We start from the raw sequence: 18,265 nt of genomic DNA on the forward strand, positions 1-18,265 counted from the left end.
CTGATCAGGAAGCCTCTGGCTTTGTGCAGGAGAGCGACAGTGTGCCCAACTTGATCAATGGATGTCCTTGCAGGATTCCGCATACGTTTCTCGCCGACCTTTTGGGAATGACGGGGAGTTCGACGTAGGATGGATGATCCTGGCTGCGCCACATCGTAATCGTCGGTGAGGGTGTGATCACTTCAGTGAGCGCATTGTCTGCATCGGCTCCCGTAATGGTAATGCGTATGCGGTGGCCTTCCTCAAAGATGTAGGAGGTCGGCAGCAGCGATAGTTTCATCTCGGTTGGCTTGTTCAACGGGAGTGGCTGCTTGTCCGATTGGTTACCTCGATGAAAAGGCAGACCCAGATTGTCATAAAGCAGCTTTGTTTCGTTTCGGCTGGATGCGCGCAATGATCCTTCGGTGATATAGCGGGAATACCCCTGTTCATTGACATCCTCCAGATAGACAAACAGGTCCAGATCCTCGACGGGCGATGATACCGTCACGCTGACCACAGGATGGCCAGTCACCTCCAGGTCGGCAGTAAGCGGCGGTGTCGTGTAAGTCAAACCCTTCTGATCGTTGGTGGTCATATCGGGATAGTGAAAATCTCCCCCCGCTCCGTTGTTCCAGCGTGAGCCGGGTCCAGACGTAGTCGTGTAATCCACCGTGTACAAATCCTGTCCACTGCTTGTCGGCGGTTGTATGCGAAGGCTTCCTTGATGGACAAATTGTGGATGTTTAGCAAGCTCTGGTCCGAAATAAAACCTCATCGGCTTCTGTTCAGGCAAAGGCCATTCTTTTGACGTACGCCAGCCTCCTTTGCCACTCGAGCTCATGGTGTAATAAACGATTGGGTCCTCCTTCATGATGCCATTGTCAATTCCTTTGAGGTGGTAATCGTACCAGCGTAAGTGTTCTTGAACAATTCCTTGCTTGTTCCCATGGCTCCAGGGACCGATCATAATTTTTTGTGGGTTATCCAAATTTTGGTATAAAAGGAATGCATCCTTGACCCAGAGGTCATACCAGCCAGTCAAGTGATATACGGGCACCTGGGAGCTGCTGATTTCCTTTAATCGGGAAGATGGGCTGCGGGTTTCATACAGAGCCTGTTTGGTTCCCGCATCCAGACTGTCGCGGTACGGCATCCGGGACCAAAGGGTATAGGGATCGACGTTTTGCTGATGTTCCTTCATGGCTTGGTCCCGCAGAATTCCATCTCGGTCCTCATCGACTTTTGCCCCTGGTACCATTTTGTCGAGATGGTTTACCCGATTTCCCCAAAGCTCCAGGAAGGGTTTCTTGAATACGCCTCCGTCATACAGGAAGCCATACGAATCGAACATGGTCATTTGAGGGAAAATCGCCTTCAGCGAAGGGGGATGCTCACTGGCGGCAAACAGCTGGGAGATCCCCAAATACGATTTTCCGTACATGCCGACGCTGCCTGACGACCATGGCTGAGATGCAAGCCATTCAGTGATGGTATACGCATCCCGGGCTTCCTGCTCCATGAATTCCCCGTAGCGACTCCCGAAGGAAGCACCACTCCCCCTCGCATCTGCAACTGCAATCACATAGCCGTGAAAAAGCAATTCCTTAAGCCAGGGATCTGCTTCAAGCATGGTCCGACCTTCAAATGAGCGGTGATACCTGGCATGTGTCCAGAGCACTGGCAGCTTTTCCCCTACCGGAACCCCTCCGATGGATGGACGAAAAATATCCACTGCGATCTTCGTTTCATCAGGCATGGTGACATATTGAGAAGTCTTTACCCACTCGTCGTATCGTTTTTGCGAATAGCCTTTGTACATGCCATGCGTGGAAACCAGTTCCGTCTCACCAGCAGAATTGGCGAGAACGCCAATCGGAGTCCCCAGAGGAACAGTTAGCAGACTGGCGAGAATCAGTAGTGTCCAGAAGCATTTTTGCAGATTTCGTACCCTCAGCTTCATGCCCCGTTCCCCTTCGCAACATGAGCGGATCGGCTCAGATAGGCATCGATTTGTTTTTGATGGTGCCAGTCATGCTCTACGAATTCCCCGATGAGATAAAGCAGCGTATAGGCTTCTTGGGTATGGGGACAATGGCTGTTTTCATTGACGGTGACAGGCTTGCTGCGAAGATCGTCAGTCAGATTATTGACTTGGTTCACCAGTTCTTCTCGGAGCTGGATTGCTGCTGAAAGGACATCGTGCGCACTGACACCGGCGATCGATTCCGTCGATTGACGATTGAATATATCGTGATCGGGAAAAGAAACCTGATTGCCAGTTCTGATATCCGGCAAAACCGAATGAAGCAGGTATTGATCCCAACCAAGCAAATGGTTGACGGTATCGACAATGGACCACTTCCCTTCCTGCATCGGTACATTGAGCAAACCTTCGTCCATGCCGAGCAGCAAGACGTAGTTGTCACGAAAGGCAAGAAATTTGTTCAACACTTCTGCCCCATGAATCATGGCGATCCCTCTTTTCATCAATTCTTCATGTATTCTGTCTCCATGCTGGATACGATGGTTTCGTCGAGCGCTTCTACCTTAGACAAAAGTATTTCTTCAATTAAGGCAGCCTGCTCAGCCACTGTAGGGATTTCAAACAGCATGCGCAGTGTCAGATCGATTTCAAACGTAGCACGAAGTCGAGATATCAATTGCGTACCGATCAACGAGTCTCCTCCAAGATCGAAAAAGCGGTCATGGACGCCGATTTGCTCAATGCCGAGCAAGGGGCTCCAAATCGCGGCAATCAGCTGCTCGAGTTCGGTTTGCGGCGCTACATAGGCATTTTTCAGGTGTGGACGGGCGTAGGATGAGCCTGTAGAGATGCTCTGTTTTTCCGAATGAAGCGGATCAGGTGCGGAAGTGAGCCATTTTTTCACCATATCGCTCAGCCGCCGGGTAGACACGATTAGTGGTATCTCGTGACTCTTGGCTGCAAATATGCGATCTATCGCGTCTAGTGTTTCAGTATCCGTTGCCGCTCCATCCCAATCGACACTGATCACCGGGGACGATTTTGCATGACTCGAATTTCTAGCTGCGTAATCCAGGAAAGTATGAGCCGCCGCGTATGCTGATGCTCCCAGTCCCCCCAATGTGGCAGATAAGGAAGACAAATAGAGAGTAAAATCAAGCGGCACATCCTTCAGAGCGTCCTGCAAGACGTAGAATCCCTGCACCTTTGGCAAGAAATTTTTTTGGATCATCTCTTCATCCGTATCCAGAATGTCTGCATGAGCCGCTTCTCCCATGATACCTGCTGTATGAATTACGCCATCGATGCGCCCAAAGCGATGGATTGCCTGAGCAACTGCCGCACGCATCTGCTCAAGAGATGCAACATCTGCCTGCAGCATTAGCACCTCTCCCCCGATGCTCTGCCATTTTTCGATGATCGCCCGAAGTGACTGGTCCCCTTCGCAGCCACGATTATCCTCATTCTCAAGCGCAGAAAGGATGGTGCGGCCAGTGAGGACCAGCTTTGCCTGTACTTGTTGCGCCAGATAATCAGCGAATAGCATCCCGAGGCGGCCCAATCCGCCTGTGATCAGATACACTCCTCCCTGACGAAGAATGGCAGGAGTAGTGTCGGACTTGGGCAAGGAAACGGCTTCATAGGTTTGCCGGTACCGGCGAGCCCCACGCAAGGCAACGGTCGGATCCACAGACGGGTACAGAATTTCCTCCGTCAGCTGTGCGAGTAAACGTTCCGTTCCCCTTTTGTTTGCAAGGGCTACGGGGATGTCGATATGTCTGCATGTCATGTTCCGGTACTCTTGCGGAATGACCTTGAGTAGAGCGAGCAAGGTTGATTTCTCGGGAACAAGTATTTCATCTCCGGTCACATCACTTAATCCTGAGGTGATGACGGAAATCATGCAGTTCTGATCGACATGTTGCCTGGACATGGCCTGTGTCAGGGAAAGCAGGCTGCGAAACCCGAGCCGTTGCTGCTGCCAAAACGCATGCGGCCAAGTGATCTCCTCATTCGACTCCTCGTCGTGGTCCACGTGCCAGGCATGCACGATTCGAGAAGGAAACGGGCTGGAACCGCTGTGCAGAGCTTTCACCAGCATTTCGTAATGTGTTGGATTGTCCGGCTCAATCGTAAATTCATAGGGTCCGGCTTGCTTATAATCCGTCCCTGCGAAAATCGTGTAAACTTCCGCCTCAGAATCCTCTTGTCGCAGTACGGTGTGAACATGCCGACTGACGAAAGATTCATTCGCAAAGAAGAGCCACCGAGTCTTTCCTGATGCCTGTTTTTCCAGCGGAAGACGCTCCGGTTGCACGTTTTGCTCCCAAATGGGATAGGAAAACCAATCTTTCACCGCTAGTCGGACATCTACTGTGGTCGCATTTTTCTCCTCTCTTGCCACCACAGGATCCACCCAGTACCTCTCCCTTTCGAATGGGTAAGTGGGGAGGCTTGCGCGATAGGGCTTGTCCTCTCCCCAATAATGATGCCAATCGAATCGTACCCCTTCGAGCCAGAGCTTGCCGATCGACTGAAGAAGAAATTCAGCGTCAGAAGAGAGATCGTATAGGTGTCGGACTGTTGGAATCACAGCTGGCCTTTCACCGGACAGCGCCTCCTCATTGTGCATAACCAGATTTCCCAGCGAGTGTCCAGGACCAACCTCCAGCCAGACCTGACCCGGGAATGCTTCGTGAAGGGAGCGTACGGCTTTTCCAAAGCGCACAGGCTTGCACATATGCTCACTCCAATAACGGGGATCCGTCGCCTCATCTGGTGTAATCCACGTCCCCGTGACCGTCGACACATAAGGAATCTGCGGAGGATGTAGTCGGATGCCTGCCACCATGCTTTGAAAGGCATCTCGCAGGGGCTCCATCATAGCAGAATGAAACGCATGGGTTGTCTGCAATCGACGTGTTGGAATTTCACGCATGGCCAATTCTGCTTCGAGAGCAGCGATAAGATGAACTGGTCCTGCTGCTACACTCAGGTCGGGAGCATTGTCTGCCGCCAGTGACAGTCCCGGTTTCAGTAGTTCAATTAGCTCGTCAGCGGACATCGGTGCCCCGAGCATGGCACCGGGAGGCAGGGTTTCGATCAACTCTGCCCGTTTGGCGATCAAGTACAGCGCGTCTTCCTTGCTGATCACACCGGATAGGCAAGCAGCTGTGTACTCGCCAATGCTGTAGCCGACCATCGCTGCGGGTTTGATCCCCCATGCCATCCACTGTTGTGCCAAGGCGTATTCCAGAACGAAGAGAGTAGGATGCGCATACTTTGTGCGGTTTAGCAACTCCTGTGCAGGATCATTTCCCTCCTGGCTTCGGCCGAGCAACTTTCGCAGATCCAATCGTCCGGGCTCGGATGTCTCTACCTCTTTTTGCTGTTGTGGTTGAAACAGAATGTTCCGCAGATCCTCCCCCAAGTGTGGTTTCAGGAGTTCGCTGCAATGATCGATTTCTTGCGTAAACACATGCTCTTGACCGTATAATCCCAAAGTCATGTTCACATACTGCTCTCCGAGGCCGGGAAACAAAAAGGCTACTTCCTTATTCGTGCCGCTCATTTCACCTGACAAGACTCTCCTTGCGTCTCGTAAGGCAAGCCTCTCCCTTGCTTCTTTCGCTGTCTGGCAAACAAGCATTCGACGGTGGGGAAAATGAGCTCTGCCTGTCTGAAGTGTATAGGCGATTTCAGCAAGCGATTGCTGTGGCTGTTCTTCCATATGACGGATCAGACGATCTGTCATTTGTTCTAATGCATCCTTTGTTTTAGCCGAAAGCAAAATCAGTTGATGCGGACGAAAAGATCCTGTTTTTTCCCGAGGCGGGGCTTCTTCGAGGATTAGATGAGCATTCGTTCCTCCGATTCCAAAGGAGCTTATTCCCGCCCTGCGTGGACCCTCGCTGCTTTTCCATTCCATCAGCTCGGTATTGATGTAAAACGGGCTGTCTGCGAGCGGAATTTGTTGATTGGGTTCCTGAAAATGAAGGGTTGCAGGAATTTGTTTATGGTGCAACGCCATGGTTGTCTTGATCAATCCTGCCATACCGGCAGCAGAATCGAGATGACCGACGTTGGTTTTGACCGAACCGAGTGCACAAAACTGCTTTTCATCGGTATTTTCCTCAAAAACGCGGATCAATGCCGAAGCTTCAATGGGATCTCCCAGTGCAGTTCCCGTACCGTGTGTCTCAATGTAGTCAATCGTTCTTGGTTCAACCTGTGCGACAGCCTGAGCTGTAGCAATGACTTCGATTTGTCCTTCTACACTGGGAGCTGTATATCCGACGCGGCTGGAACCGTCGTTGTTGATGGAGGAGCCCTTGATCACAGCATAGATCAAATCGCGGTCGGCGATTGCGTCTTCAAGCCTCTTCAAGAGAACGACTCCGACCCCATTTCCAAACCCGGAGCCTTGCGCGTTTTTGTCAAAAGCACGAGTATGGCCATCAGGTGAAGCGATCCAGCCCTCCTGATAGAGATAGCCCGTATGCTGCGGAACCTTGATCGTCACGCCGCCCGCCAGCGCCATGTCGCAATGGTAGCTGAGCAGACTTTGGCAAGCTAGATGGGTTGCGACTAGAGACGTTGAGCAGGCGGTATTGACGTTGACGCTTGGTCCTCTCAGATTCAGCTTGTAGGATGTGCGCGTAGGCATGTGGTCCTTCTCATTTCCGATGGCAATTTGCCAGGCTCCGCTCGAGCTCAAATGCTCCAGATTGGGCAGAAGATTGTGAAGAAAATAGGTACTGGAAGGGGCTCCCGCAAATACACCGATGATGGCTTCCGTATCATAGGGAGAGTAGCCCGCCATTTCCAGCGACTCCCATACGCATTCCAGAAACAATCGCTGCTGCGGATCAAGCAGCTCTGCTTCCCGAGGAGAGAAGCCAAAAAAAGAGGCGTCAAACCATTCAATCCCCTCTAGCACTCCTTGTGCTGGCACGAAGTCGGGATGGTTGATCAGTTCTTCCGCAACTCCTGCTGCGAGCAGTTCCTCTTTGCTGAAAAACGTAATCGTTTCCCTGCCGTTCACAAGATTCTGCCAAAACTGACTGACGCTTTGCGCACCCGGGAAGCGTCCCGACATGCCGATTATGGCAACTCCTCCAAGATACGCTTGGGTATCGTCCATACTCATCGTGATTTCCACCTCATTTTTTCTTCAACATCAACTGTCTTTGCCGGTTCATGGCCTCCCGCTGCATCTGCCCGCGATTCGATGCGGATGCCACCTTGGATGGTTTCTCTGCCATTGACGCAGGAGTCAGATGGCGGGCAAGCGCCTCGATCGTCGGGTAAGTAAACATATCCACCAAGGGAAAGGTACGGGACAGCTCCTTTTGCAGACGGGCATGAATCTCAACCAACAGAAGTGAGGTGCAGCCCAGATCAAAAAAGTGCTCGTCACATGCGATCGCATCCAACTGGAGGTACTCCCCAAGCACAGCCTCTATGGTACGCTCTGTGTCTGTTGACGGTGAGAGTCGAAATGCCGGTAATGCTTTTGGTTCGGTCGCCGGAAAGGGAAAGCGTAACAGCTCCGATCGAGCAGGAATGCAGGCGATTGCTTCCCCTACCGTTTCTGCCTCTCCCTTTGCCAATGTTCGCAACATGGTCAGCAGGTCTTCTGCAAGCTGGCGAATGTCCGGAACAGAAAATAGTTCTTCGTGATAAAGCACGCGGAACTGGAGCTCTGTCCCCGGGATAGCCACAATCGTTATCGGATATCCGGTTTTGAGATTGTCCCGGATGTTCTCGATGCGAAATCCGGCATCTTGTTGTTGGGCCAGTTGGCCGACCGGATAATTTTCTACGACCACCAAGCTCTCAAATAAAGGCGATCCCCGCTTGATGGTGCTGCATTGCAGGATGTCCCCGAGTGGCATATATTCGTACTCCCGCATTTCCAATTGCTTTTGCTGCTGTTCTCTCAGCCACATCCCCACTGGGCGATCACCATCTACCCTGACTCGAATCGGAATATTGTTGATCAACATTCCGATCATGCTTTCAACACCGGGCAGATCAAGTGGTCGCCCGGATACCGTGGAACCCGATACGATGTCATTTTTTTGTGTATGACGTGCGAGGACGAATGACCATGCGGCTTGGAGCAGGCAGGTCAGCGTAACCTGGTGCCCGCGCGTACTTCGCCCGATCTGTTGGGTATCCTCTGGTGTCAGGGCAGTCTGGTATTCGCGGAAACCTGCGGTATTCCTCATCCGTATCTGGCTGTTTGGAATCGCCAGTGTTGGCTCCGTGAATCCGGCCAAGTACTCCCGCCAAAACGCCCTGGCTTCCTCGTGATCCCGCTGTTGCAGCCAGGCAATATAAGAAAGGTAGGGTACCGTGGGGGTTTCGTCCAGAGCGACTCCTCGAGCAGAAGCACCATAGGACTGAAAGACCTCCTGCAGGACAAGAGAATGACACCAACCGTCCGCAATGAGATGATGAAAGGTCCATATTAGCTCAAAGCGGTGATCTGACAACTGGAACAAGGTAACCTGCATCAAGGGAGCCTGGGTCAGTATAAAGCCTTGATTCTGACGCTCCTGTTGGCTTCTGGAAACTATAGTTTCCTGGTCTGATTCTGGCATTCCGCGCAAATCATAAAACTCCCAAGGCAAGGTCGCCTCTTGTCTCACAACTTGCACTGGCTCATGCAGGCCCTCCCACAAAAACAATGTGCGAAATATGGTGTGCCGTCTGACGACCCGATGCCAGGCAGCCTGAAAAGCTGGAATATTCATGCTTCCGCAAAGCGTGCAACGGAACTGGTCGATTAGAACATCGGAATCAGGAGAGGACAACGTATGCAGGAGCATCAGCTTTTGCATCGGTGTCAAAGGATAGATATCTTCCACGTTTGGCAGCTTCAGTATTGTTCACCTCCTAGGATTCAAGTCGGACAAGCTGTCGTTCAATCTCCTTCCACTCTTCTGGCAATAGCTTTGTCAACGGAAAATCGACAGGTGCGTAACCGATGGCGTCAGGTTGTTCACTCAGCCTAATCATCGCCTTTATTTCTTCCAAGGTCGCTTCGGCATAGATTTGCATTTCCGCTGGGGAGTGAACAAGAGGATGGTAAGTCCACTCCATACGCAGACGTTGACCGAAAATGGAAACGTTCAATTCGAGCCAATGCGACCGTTGATTTTTCGGGCTGCGATCAAGACCGACATATCTGTGCACGGGCCGGAAAAAACCGTTTTGCCCCATGGAGGAGTCTATTTGCCCCAGATAGTTGAAAAGCAGCAGCCGTGACGTGGTTGATTCCGACTTGTTGCGAACACCTTCAGCTTCGCCTAAATAGCGAATGATGCCGTACCCGATACCTTGGGCAGGTACACGTCGCAATTTTTCTTTGACAAGCAGCAGGGTGTTTTCCCGGCTCATGCCTACTGCGGGCGAGAATCGAATCGGATAAAGACTGGTAAACCAGCCGACCGTTCGGGACAGGTCCATCCCTTCCTCTAGTGTTTCCCTGCCGTGACTTTCCATGTCGATTGTAAAGTCCTCATTACCTGAACCGAGTGCGCCACTACGGATCAGGGCAGCCAATACCACTTCCTGAATTTTGAGACGATTGATTTTCGGTAAAAGACGCACGAGCTTGTCCGTATGGTGCGTGTCCAACTCTATTATGAACCGCTGCGCCATGTCCCCGGTGTTGAGGCATAGCTCTACTCCCGACTCGTCCTCTGGAGCATATAGTTCCTGCTCCATCCAGTATCCTGTCTCACGCTGAATTACTTCGGATCGGGCATACGTCGCCAACCGATCTGCCCATTCCTGGTACGAAGTAGTCTTGGCCGGCAAGCAAATCGATTCCCCGCGGGAAAGCTGCAGGCACACATGCTCCAGATCCTCCAGCAGGATTCGCCAGGAGACACTGTCGACCAATAAGTGATGGATGATAATGAGTAGCTGGCGATGATCCCCTTTTTCAAACAGGATCAGCCGATGCAATGGACCCTTGGATATATCCAGAGAAGCTTGAGCCTCGTCACTTCTCTGCCGCTGGATTCTCTCCTGGTCATCCAGCGGCAGCCTGGAAAGATCCTCGATGGAAAAGGAGACAGAATCTGTTACATGTTCATATTGCTGGTTCCAGCCCCCCGCAGAAGGAACAAAACGCATACGCAAACTGTCGTGATGGCGAACCAACGCTTCCCAACCGAGTCGGATAGTTGTCGCTTCCAGCTCAGCAGACACCTCTAGCAGCATGGATTGGTTCTCATGATGCAGGTGTGCGAGCTGTCGCGAAAAAAACCAGCGCTGAATCGGAGTCAGCAAAACTTTCCCATGCAAAGCAGTTTCCGGAGCGGACGGGGGAAGTTGATTGGTTACGGCCACTTGGGCAAGCTCGGCAATCGTCTGGTGCTGGATCAGTTGTTTGGGTGTCAGCTTCAACCCCGCCTGCCTCAGACGAGACGCTGCCTGAATGCTCATGATCGAATCTCCGCCCAATGAAAAAAAGTTGTCATGAACGCTAATCTGCTCCAATTGAAAGAGTTCCGCCCAAATCTCGGCTATGATCTTCTCGACGTCATTTCTTGGGGCTATATGCACAGCCTGCCTAGTTTCCTGCTCCCACTCAGGCTCGGGCAATCGTTTTCGGTCTACTTTCCCATTGTGGGACAGCGGAATTTCATCGAGAATCACAAATCGGGACGGAACCATATAATCCGGCAATTTCTTCAGGATATGAATCCGCCATGCCCCCGAGTCTGACTGAGCACCTTCGCAGGTCACAACATAAGCCACAAGATGGGCAGCTTTACGGTCCTGAACGACGGTGACGACAGCTTCGCGAATGTCTTTATGCTGACAAAGAACATGTTCGATTTCCCCAAGTTCGATGCGAAGTCCCCTGAGCTTGACTTGAAAGTCGGCACGTCCAAGATACTCGATGTTTCCATCTGGCTGCCAGCGAGCCAAATCCCCGGTACGGTACAATCGTTCTCCGTTTTGAACAGAAAACGGATCGGCGATAAATTTTTCTTCTGTCAAGTCGGGACGTCCCCAATAGCCGCGCGCCAGATTGACGCCCCCGATGTAAAGCTCCCCTGTCACTCCGACGGGAACCGGATTTTTTTCGCCATCCAAAAGGTAGATGCGGGTATTGGCGATGGGCCGTCCAATCGGGACTGTCCTTCGTTCGTCCCCGGGCTGACAGGAAAAGAAGGTGACGTCAATCGCTGCCTCAGTGGGACCGTAGAGATTGTGGAGTTCAGTCTCGGGATGTGCCTCGAAAAATCGCTCTTTACACTCATACGGCAACGCCTCGCCGCTGCAAAAGACGCGTCGCAAATGAGGAAATGTCCCCCTCTTTGACTGCTCCAAAAACAGGATGAGCATGGACGGGACGAAATGGAGCGTCGTGATCCGTTCCGACAACATGACCTCCCTCAAATATTCAGGATCGCGGTGTCCGTCCGGACGAGCCACGACCAACGTCGCTCCCGCCAATAACGGCCAGAAAAACTCCCAGACCGAGACGTCAAAGCTGAACGGAGTTTTTTGCAATATTCGGTCAGTGGCATCCAGCCCATATTCATCCTGCATCCACAAAAGACGGTTTCGTATCCCCGCGTGCGTATTCATAACGCCCTTTGGCGTTCCTGTCGATCCCGATGTATAGATGACATATGCGAGATGTGTATCCTCGATTAGAACCGACAGATTGTTTGTGGATAAAGCATTCCACGGTCTATTTTCCCCGTCGACTGCAATGATTCGGCACAAATTCTCTATTTCGGGCAGGGTATGGCGAAGAGTCTCCTGGGTGAGAACCACGCTGGCTTGTGTATCCTCCAGCATGTATCTAATTCGTTCGCGAGGATAATCGGGATCGATCGGGACGTAGGCGCCACCTGCTTTCATGATCGCCAGCAGGCTGATGACCATCTCTACGGAACGAGCCATGTAGACACCGACTAGATCATCGGGCTTGATTCCCAGGTGTCGCAAGTAATGCGCTAGCTGATTCGCCTGGCTGTTCAGCTCCCGGTAGGTCAGACGATCGGTTCCGAAAACAATCGCTTCTCTGTCAGGTGTTCTTTCAGTCTGCTCCTCAATGAGCTGAGGCAGAAGCAGACTAGGTTCATAGACTACCTGAGTCTGGTTCCATGTATGCAAAAGCAGCTCGGATTCTCTTTCAGTTAAAATAGAAAACTGGTTGATTCCGATCTCGGGTGACTTGGCCATCGTTTCCAGAATGATGACAAAATGATCGATCATTCGTTCTATGGTGCTTGCGTCAAACAAATCGGTACTGTATTCCAGCTCCCCCAGCAGCTCCGCTCCTTGCTCCCGGATAAAGAGCGACAGATCAAACTTGGAAGTGTGCTTACCCACCTCCTCCATCTGCACCTCCAGGTTGGAGACCTGTGCTGTTTGCATAGGAGAGTTCTGGACGGCGAACTCAGCCTGAAAGATTGGCTGATAGCTGAGATTCCGCTCGGGCTGCAAGATGTCTACCAGTTTTTCAAAAGGGAGCGCCTGATGTTCAAACGCCTCAAGCACCGTTTCACGAACGCGTTGGAAGAGCTCCCGAAAGCTAGGAGCGTCAGAAAGATCGACACGCATGACCAGGGTATTGACGAAAAAACCGATGATATTTTCCACAGCTGTCTGATGGCGATTTGCTACAGGGGTTCCTACCAAAATGTCTTCTTGTCCGGAATAACGATAGAGCAATGTTTGGTAGGCTGCCAGAAGTCCCATGAACAGCGTGATGCCTTCACGTTGGAACAGACACCGCAGTTTCTCAGCCAGTTCGGCTCGTATGGAAAAGCGGATAAGATTACCGCGATAGCTTTGTGTACTCGGACGTGGACGGTCGGAAGGAAGCTGAAGAACCGGCAGCTCTCCACCCAGCCTGTTCTTCCAATAGGTGGTGAGCGATTCCAGTTTTTCTCCCTGGCATACCTCCAATTGTTCATAAGCATAATCGATGTACTGCATCTGCAACTCCGGAAGTCTTAGATTCGCACCGGTGGAAAAAGCTTCATAGCAAAGGATAATTTCTTGTACCATGATCCCGCAAGACCAGCCATCAGTAATGATATGGTGTTTGGTGATGAGTAGGCGGTATTCTTCTTCAGCTATCCGAAACAAACTAGCGCGGAGCAAAGGCCCCTTTTCCAGATCAAATGGATGCTGCGACTCCTGAGTCAGAATTTCCTGCCACTTTTTTTCTCTCTCTCCAGTCAAAAGTCCCCGCAGATCCTGGGTCAGCAAATGAAAGGGCTCTGCTGGCTGTATGATCTGTCTCGCTTCCCCATCTACTGTCAGAAATCGCGTCCGCAGCATCTCGTGCCGTACAACCAACTGGTCAAAGCTCCTTTTCAACGCCTCTACATCCACTGGGCCGCGCATCCGGACGGAGGTTACGATGCTGTACGCCGGATGATGGGGCTCCAACTGGTCTACCACCCACAGTCGCTGCTGCGAAAAGGAAAGCGGGTGATGATCTGCATGAAGCGGGCGTCTCTTAATCGGGCGCTCCCCTTGTTTTCGCTTCTTCTTCAGCCTAATCAGCTGATCCAGATTGTGTGCCGTCAGTTCACGGATGCGCTTTTGCAAGTCTTCCCTCAAGACAGCAGTCCCTCCCTTTCCTCCATCAATTCCAGCTCATGCAATATCTCTGGATCAAGATCCCGTACCAGCTCTTCCAATACAAGAGTAGACAATTCTCCAATAGTCGGTGCTTCAAACAGGACCCGGAGCGGGATATCGATCTGGAAGGCTTCCCGCATGCGAGAGATCAACTGGGTTCCGAGCAGGGAATGACCTCCCAGATCAAAGAAGAAGTGATCTTGAACCCCGATTCCCTGTATTCCCAACAGCTGGGACCAAATTCCTTCCAGCTTCCGCTCGATTTCATTGGACGGCTCGACATAAGGGGTCCTGGTTTTTGGACGGGGACGACGCTGGTCAGAGTCGGAATCCACCTGATTTGACATACCGTCTTTCTGAGAAATTCGCACCCATTGGTCGATACGCGCCTCGAGCTCTCCCGTGGAAACAATCACCTGAGGTACCGCCGGTGCGGACAGCAGGCGGGCAAAAATCGCCTGACCTTCTTCCGGAAGCAGGAAGTACGGACTTAGGGTCGCACCTAGTCCAGTCTGGATAAAAATTTCTTCGTCCTTATGCCATGCCTCCCAATTGATCACCCAGCAGGGGAAACCATCTTCAGAACCCGCTTTAAACTTGTGAGCATACAGATCAAGATAGGCATTGGACGAAGCATAGGCCACGTGAGCTAATCCTCCGAGAATGGGGGATAGCGATGATGTCAACAAGCAAAAATCAAGCCGCACGTCTCGAAGCGCTTCTCTGAGGACCGCGAGTCCCTTGATCTTCGGTGAAAAATGCCAGTCCGCTTCTACCACTCCCGTCTCTTGGATGGTTTTCTGTGCATCGTGGTCGGGTCGACCTGCAGCATGAATCACGCCATGAATCGTGCCAAATCGCATCAACGTTTTTTCGACTGCTGCCTCCATGTCCTTCTTGGACGTCACATCGGCCTGGACAATCAGCACTTCTCCTCCGTTTTTCTCCAAGTTTTTGACCTCACGGATGCGCTGACAGACTTGTTCGTTTTCCCCATGCGCTGACAGCCATGCTTCCCACTCCGTGCGCGGAGGCAGCCCGGTGCGTGAGAGCAACACCAGCTTAGCCTGCATCGTTTTCGCCAAATAGTCTGCCAGAACCAACCCGATTTTGCCCAATCCACCGGTGATCAAATAGACGCCTTCCTTGCGAAGCAGACGAGGAGCTGTATCAGGCTCGGGTAATTCAATCGGTTCAAATCTCTGGCACCATCGCTGTCCTCCTCGATAAGCAACGACCTTTTCGTCCTGTTGTGTCATGATCTCCTTTATCAGCTTGGCCGCCAGCACTCCCTCCTGTTCCGCGTCAGGCAGGAGAAAATCGACGCTTTTGCAGCTAAGATTCATGTATTCCTGCGGGATGACCTTCAACGGACCGATGAGGGTCGCTTTCTCCGGGATCAGCTCTTCATCTCCTAATACGTCATACAAGCCGGTTGAGAAGACGTGTAACGCAATCTCGCTCGTCACATGGTTTTTGGCCAATGCCTGCGCCAGATAGAGAAGGCTGTAAAAGCCTCGTGATTGCAGCTCATCAAATGCAGGAGTCTCCTCTTCTTTCGGAGCAGTGACGCTCCATGCATGGACGATATCGGTAGGAAGATGCCCGGTTTCCAGCAACGATTTGATCACTTTCTGGTAATCTGCTGGGTTGGCAGGATTAATGACCATCGTATTCATGGAAAGGTTCCCGAAATCGGTTCCCATCCTCACCGTAAAGACGGTATCTCCTCTGTCGTTCAGTTGGGATGCGAGCGCATCAGCCCATGTCAGTTCGGGTAGGAACAGCAGCCAGGTTCGGGCGTTTCCAGGCTTTTGCATATCTACATCTGTAATCGGCTTTCGTATCCATGAAGGGGTATACAGCCATTTATCGGATTCCAACCGAGTTGCAGATTTCGCGGATTTACGAGGAGCAGTCCCCTCTTCAATCGAATCGATCCAATAGCGCTCCTTGGCAAAGGGATAGGTTGGATAGGGAATTCGCAAGCGCTGTTCAGCGGCATAAAATCCATGCCAATCGATCTCTACTCCCTCAAGCCAGAGTTGGCCAACAGCACCAATAAGCACTTCCTGATCATCCTTTTTCTCGTAGCGGTTTCGTAAACAAGCGATCGCACAGATTTCTTCGGCCTGTGTTTGATCGAGCATGTGCATAATCAGACTGCTTAGTGAATATCCGGGACCGGCCTCGATCATAACCTGATTGGGATGCTTGCGGAAAAGCTGCTGGCAGGCAGAATGAAAACGCACTGTTCCGCACAGATGCTCTGCCCAATAGTCAGGACTGGTCGCTTCCTCTTTCGTCATCCAATCTCCTGTTACTGTCGAAACGAGAGGCAGCTTCGGCGGAAATAAGGCTATGCCATCCACGAGCCGACGAAACTCCTCCCGAATCGGTTCCATCATTCGAGAATGAAAAGCATGAGTGGTCGGTAGGCGGCTGGACGCCACTTTGCGAACTTGCATTTGCTGTTCAAGACGAAGAATTTCATCCTCGGGGCCGCCTATGACGCACATGGTGTCACCATTCACCGCGCAAATGGACACATGCTCATTCAGCAGCGTGGACATCTCCGTTTCAGAAAGATGGACAGCCAGCATGGTTCCCCCCGGAAGCCTCTGGATCATCTCGGCGCGCTTGGCTACGAGCGTCAGGGCATCCGACAACGTCATCACGCCTGCACACACAGCAGCCACATACTCGCCGATACTGTATCCGATGAGGGCTTTCGGACGGATTCCCCATGATTCCAATAGCTTCGCAAGTGCGTATTCAATCACAAATAAAGCAGGCTGCGCTAACCGGGTTTGATTCAACCGAGTATCCTCTTTACATGATTCTGCTGTACCCCTGGCTAGCATACCGCGCAAATCCAGCCGGCCATCACCCTCTGAAACGATCTGCGAAGGGTCAAAAAGGACTTCGCGAATGTCTTCCCCAATACTGGAAAGGAGGCTGACTGCACATTGATCCACGGCTTCCCGAAAGATGGATTCGCTTTGATAGAGTCCATAACCCATGTTGAGATAGTGATCCCCCAAACCCGGAAATAGGAAAGTGACATTACGATGCTTGTCCACGCATTCCCGTCTGAACAGCTTGCCCGGAGTAAGCCCATTCAAGGCTTGTAGGGCTTCGTTGTGATCACGGCAAAGGATTGCGCAGCGCTGCTCGAGTGCTTTGCGTCCGACCTTGCTTGTATAGGCGATATCTGCCAGTTTGGAATCGGATTGTCGGGAAAGAAAGTGTGCCATATCCTCCATCTGTTGCTCCAAGGCAGTCTCTGTCTTGCCGGAGAGGAGCAATAGCTGCCACGGGCGGCTCGGACCGGGCTCACTTCTCGGAGGCGCTTCTTCGAGAATGAGGTGTACGTTCGTTCCACCCATTCCAAAAGCGCTGACCCCTGCCCGTCTGGGGAAATCCGTATCATCCTCCCATTCTGTCAGCCGGGTATTCACATAAAAGGGACTCTGCGTAAACCCAATCTCCGGATTCGGTTTGCTGAAATGAAGGCTGGGGGGGATTTTTTTGTGCTTGAGCGCCATGACAGTTTTGATGAGCCCAGCCATTCCTGCAGCCGCCTCCAGATGTCCGACATTGGTTTTGACGGAACCGACCGCACAATATCCCACTTGTGCAGTATGTGTACGGTATGCCTGGGTCAAGGCGTGCATTTCGATGCTATCACCCAAGGGAGTTCCGCTTCCATGGGCTTCGACATAGCGTATCGTCTCTGGATGAACCTCCGCCACTGACAGAGCTTCTTCGATCACGGCTCGCTGGCTTTCTATGCCGGGAGCTGTAAAGCTAGCCTTGCGCGAGCCGTCATTGTTGGAGGCAGATCCTTTGATGACCGCATGGATTTCATCCCCGTCAGCCAGAGCATCTTCCAAGCGTTTAAGAACAACCATGCCGATTCCGCTTCCAAAATTCGTGCCACTTGCCTGTTCATCGAAAGACCGGACATGCCCGTCAGCAGAAAGCATTCCTCCTGGTTGATATACATAACCGCTTGGCCGGGTGTAGAGGGCTACTCCTCCGGCTAACGCCATCTGGCATTCATCAATCAATAGACTCTGGCAAGCGAGATGGACAGTCACGAGTGAGGTGGAGCAGCCGGTATGAATGGAGTAGCTAGGACCTGTCAGGTTCATTTTGTACGAGATGCGCGGTGCCAGCAGACCGAAATCGTTCCCGGCGCCGATCGTGACCGTTCCGAGCCGTTCCATCATCTCTCGATTGGTCATGAGCTGAAACAGGTAGGTGTTCATTCGGGAACCAGCAAATACACCGACCTTACCCGGGCATTGGTCCGGCGTGTAGCCGGCCGCCTCGAGTGCTTCCCATGCGCATTCTAGTAAAAGCCTTTGCTGAGGGTCCATGATTTCCGCTTCCCCTGGCGTATACCCAAAGAAAGACGCATCGAAGCAATCTATATCCTCCAGCACTGGAGACCGGGGGACATAATCGGGATGCCGGAGTTTCTCGGGATCTACGTAACCTTTGAGGTCATCCTCCTTGAAATGCTTGATGGTTTCTCTTCCGTCGCAGAGATTTTGCCAAAACTCTTCCAGGTTTTTGGCTCCTGGAAATCTTCCCGCCATCCCGATGATAGCAACTTCGGACCCATTCCTATAAACGGACCAGTCCCTCTCCTCCATG

Annotated in this window: 6 protein-coding genes; all 6 read right to left on the minus strand. The window is 51.9% G+C overall.

Annotated features, from left to right (window positions below; genetic code table 11):
- Positions 1-4 precede the first annotated feature (4 nt).
- From T458_RS29815 to T458_RS0128190, 6 genes are read right to left on the minus strand one after another with little or no spacing between them, the layout of a single operon-like run.
- Positions 5-1,942, minus strand: a complete 1,938-nt coding sequence (locus tag T458_RS29815) for a CocE/NonD family hydrolase (RefSeq protein ID WP_023554131.1) — start codon at positions 1,940-1,942, stop codon at positions 5-7.
- Positions 1,939-2,451 (minus strand): DinB family protein, encoded by a 513-nt coding sequence (locus T458_RS29820; RefSeq protein ID WP_171819344.1) that lies wholly within the window; start codon positions 2,449-2,451, stop codon positions 1,939-1,941. The genes T458_RS29815 and T458_RS29820 overlap by 4 nt, the downstream gene beginning before the upstream one ends.
- 17 nt (positions 2,452-2,468) lie before the next feature.
- Positions 2,469-7,115, minus strand: a complete 4,647-nt coding sequence (locus T458_RS29825; RefSeq protein WP_023554133.1) for a type I polyketide synthase — start codon at positions 7,113-7,115, stop codon at positions 2,469-2,471.
- A gap of 13 nt (positions 7,116-7,128) precedes the next feature.
- Positions 7,129-8,841 carry a condensation domain-containing protein gene (locus T458_RS29830; protein ID WP_031305266.1) on the minus strand — a complete coding sequence of 571 codons (1,713 nt, stop codon included), beginning with the start codon at positions 8,839-8,841 and terminating at the stop codon, positions 7,129-7,131.
- 28 nt (positions 8,842-8,869) lie between these two features.
- Positions 8,870-13,579: a non-ribosomal peptide synthetase gene (locus T458_RS0128185; RefSeq protein WP_031305267.1), complete on the minus strand. Its 4,710-nt coding sequence runs from the start codon at positions 13,577-13,579 to the stop codon at positions 8,870-8,872.
- Positions 13,576-18,264, minus strand: a complete 4,689-nt coding sequence (locus T458_RS0128190) for a type I polyketide synthase (protein ID WP_031305268.1) — start codon at positions 18,262-18,264, stop codon at positions 13,576-13,578. The genes T458_RS0128185 and T458_RS0128190 overlap by 4 nt, the downstream gene beginning before the upstream one ends.
- Position 18,265: the final 1 nt, after the last annotated feature.

This window comes from Brevibacillus panacihumi W25 (assembly GCF_000503775.1).
In the GTDB taxonomy this organism is placed as follows: Bacteria; Bacillota; Bacilli; order Brevibacillales; family Brevibacillaceae; genus Brevibacillus; species Brevibacillus panacihumi_A.

Excerpts from the sequence above, each read along its gene's own strand:
- T458_RS29820 (WP_171819344.1), bottom strand. The coding sequence starts at position 2,451 with ATGATTCATGGGGCAGAAGTGTTGAACAAATTTCTTGCCTTTCGTGAC.
- T458_RS29815 (WP_023554131.1), bottom strand. The coding sequence starts at position 1,942 with ATGAAGCTGAGGGTACGAAATCTGCAAAAATGCTTCTGGACACTACTG.
- T458_RS29825 (WP_023554133.1), bottom strand. The coding sequence starts at position 7,115 with ATGAGTATGGACGATACCCAAGCGTATCTTGGAGGAGTTGCCATAATC.
- T458_RS0128190 (WP_031305268.1), bottom strand. The coding sequence starts at position 18,264 with ATGGAGGAGAGGGACTGGTCCGTTTATAGGAATGGGTCCGAAGTTGCT.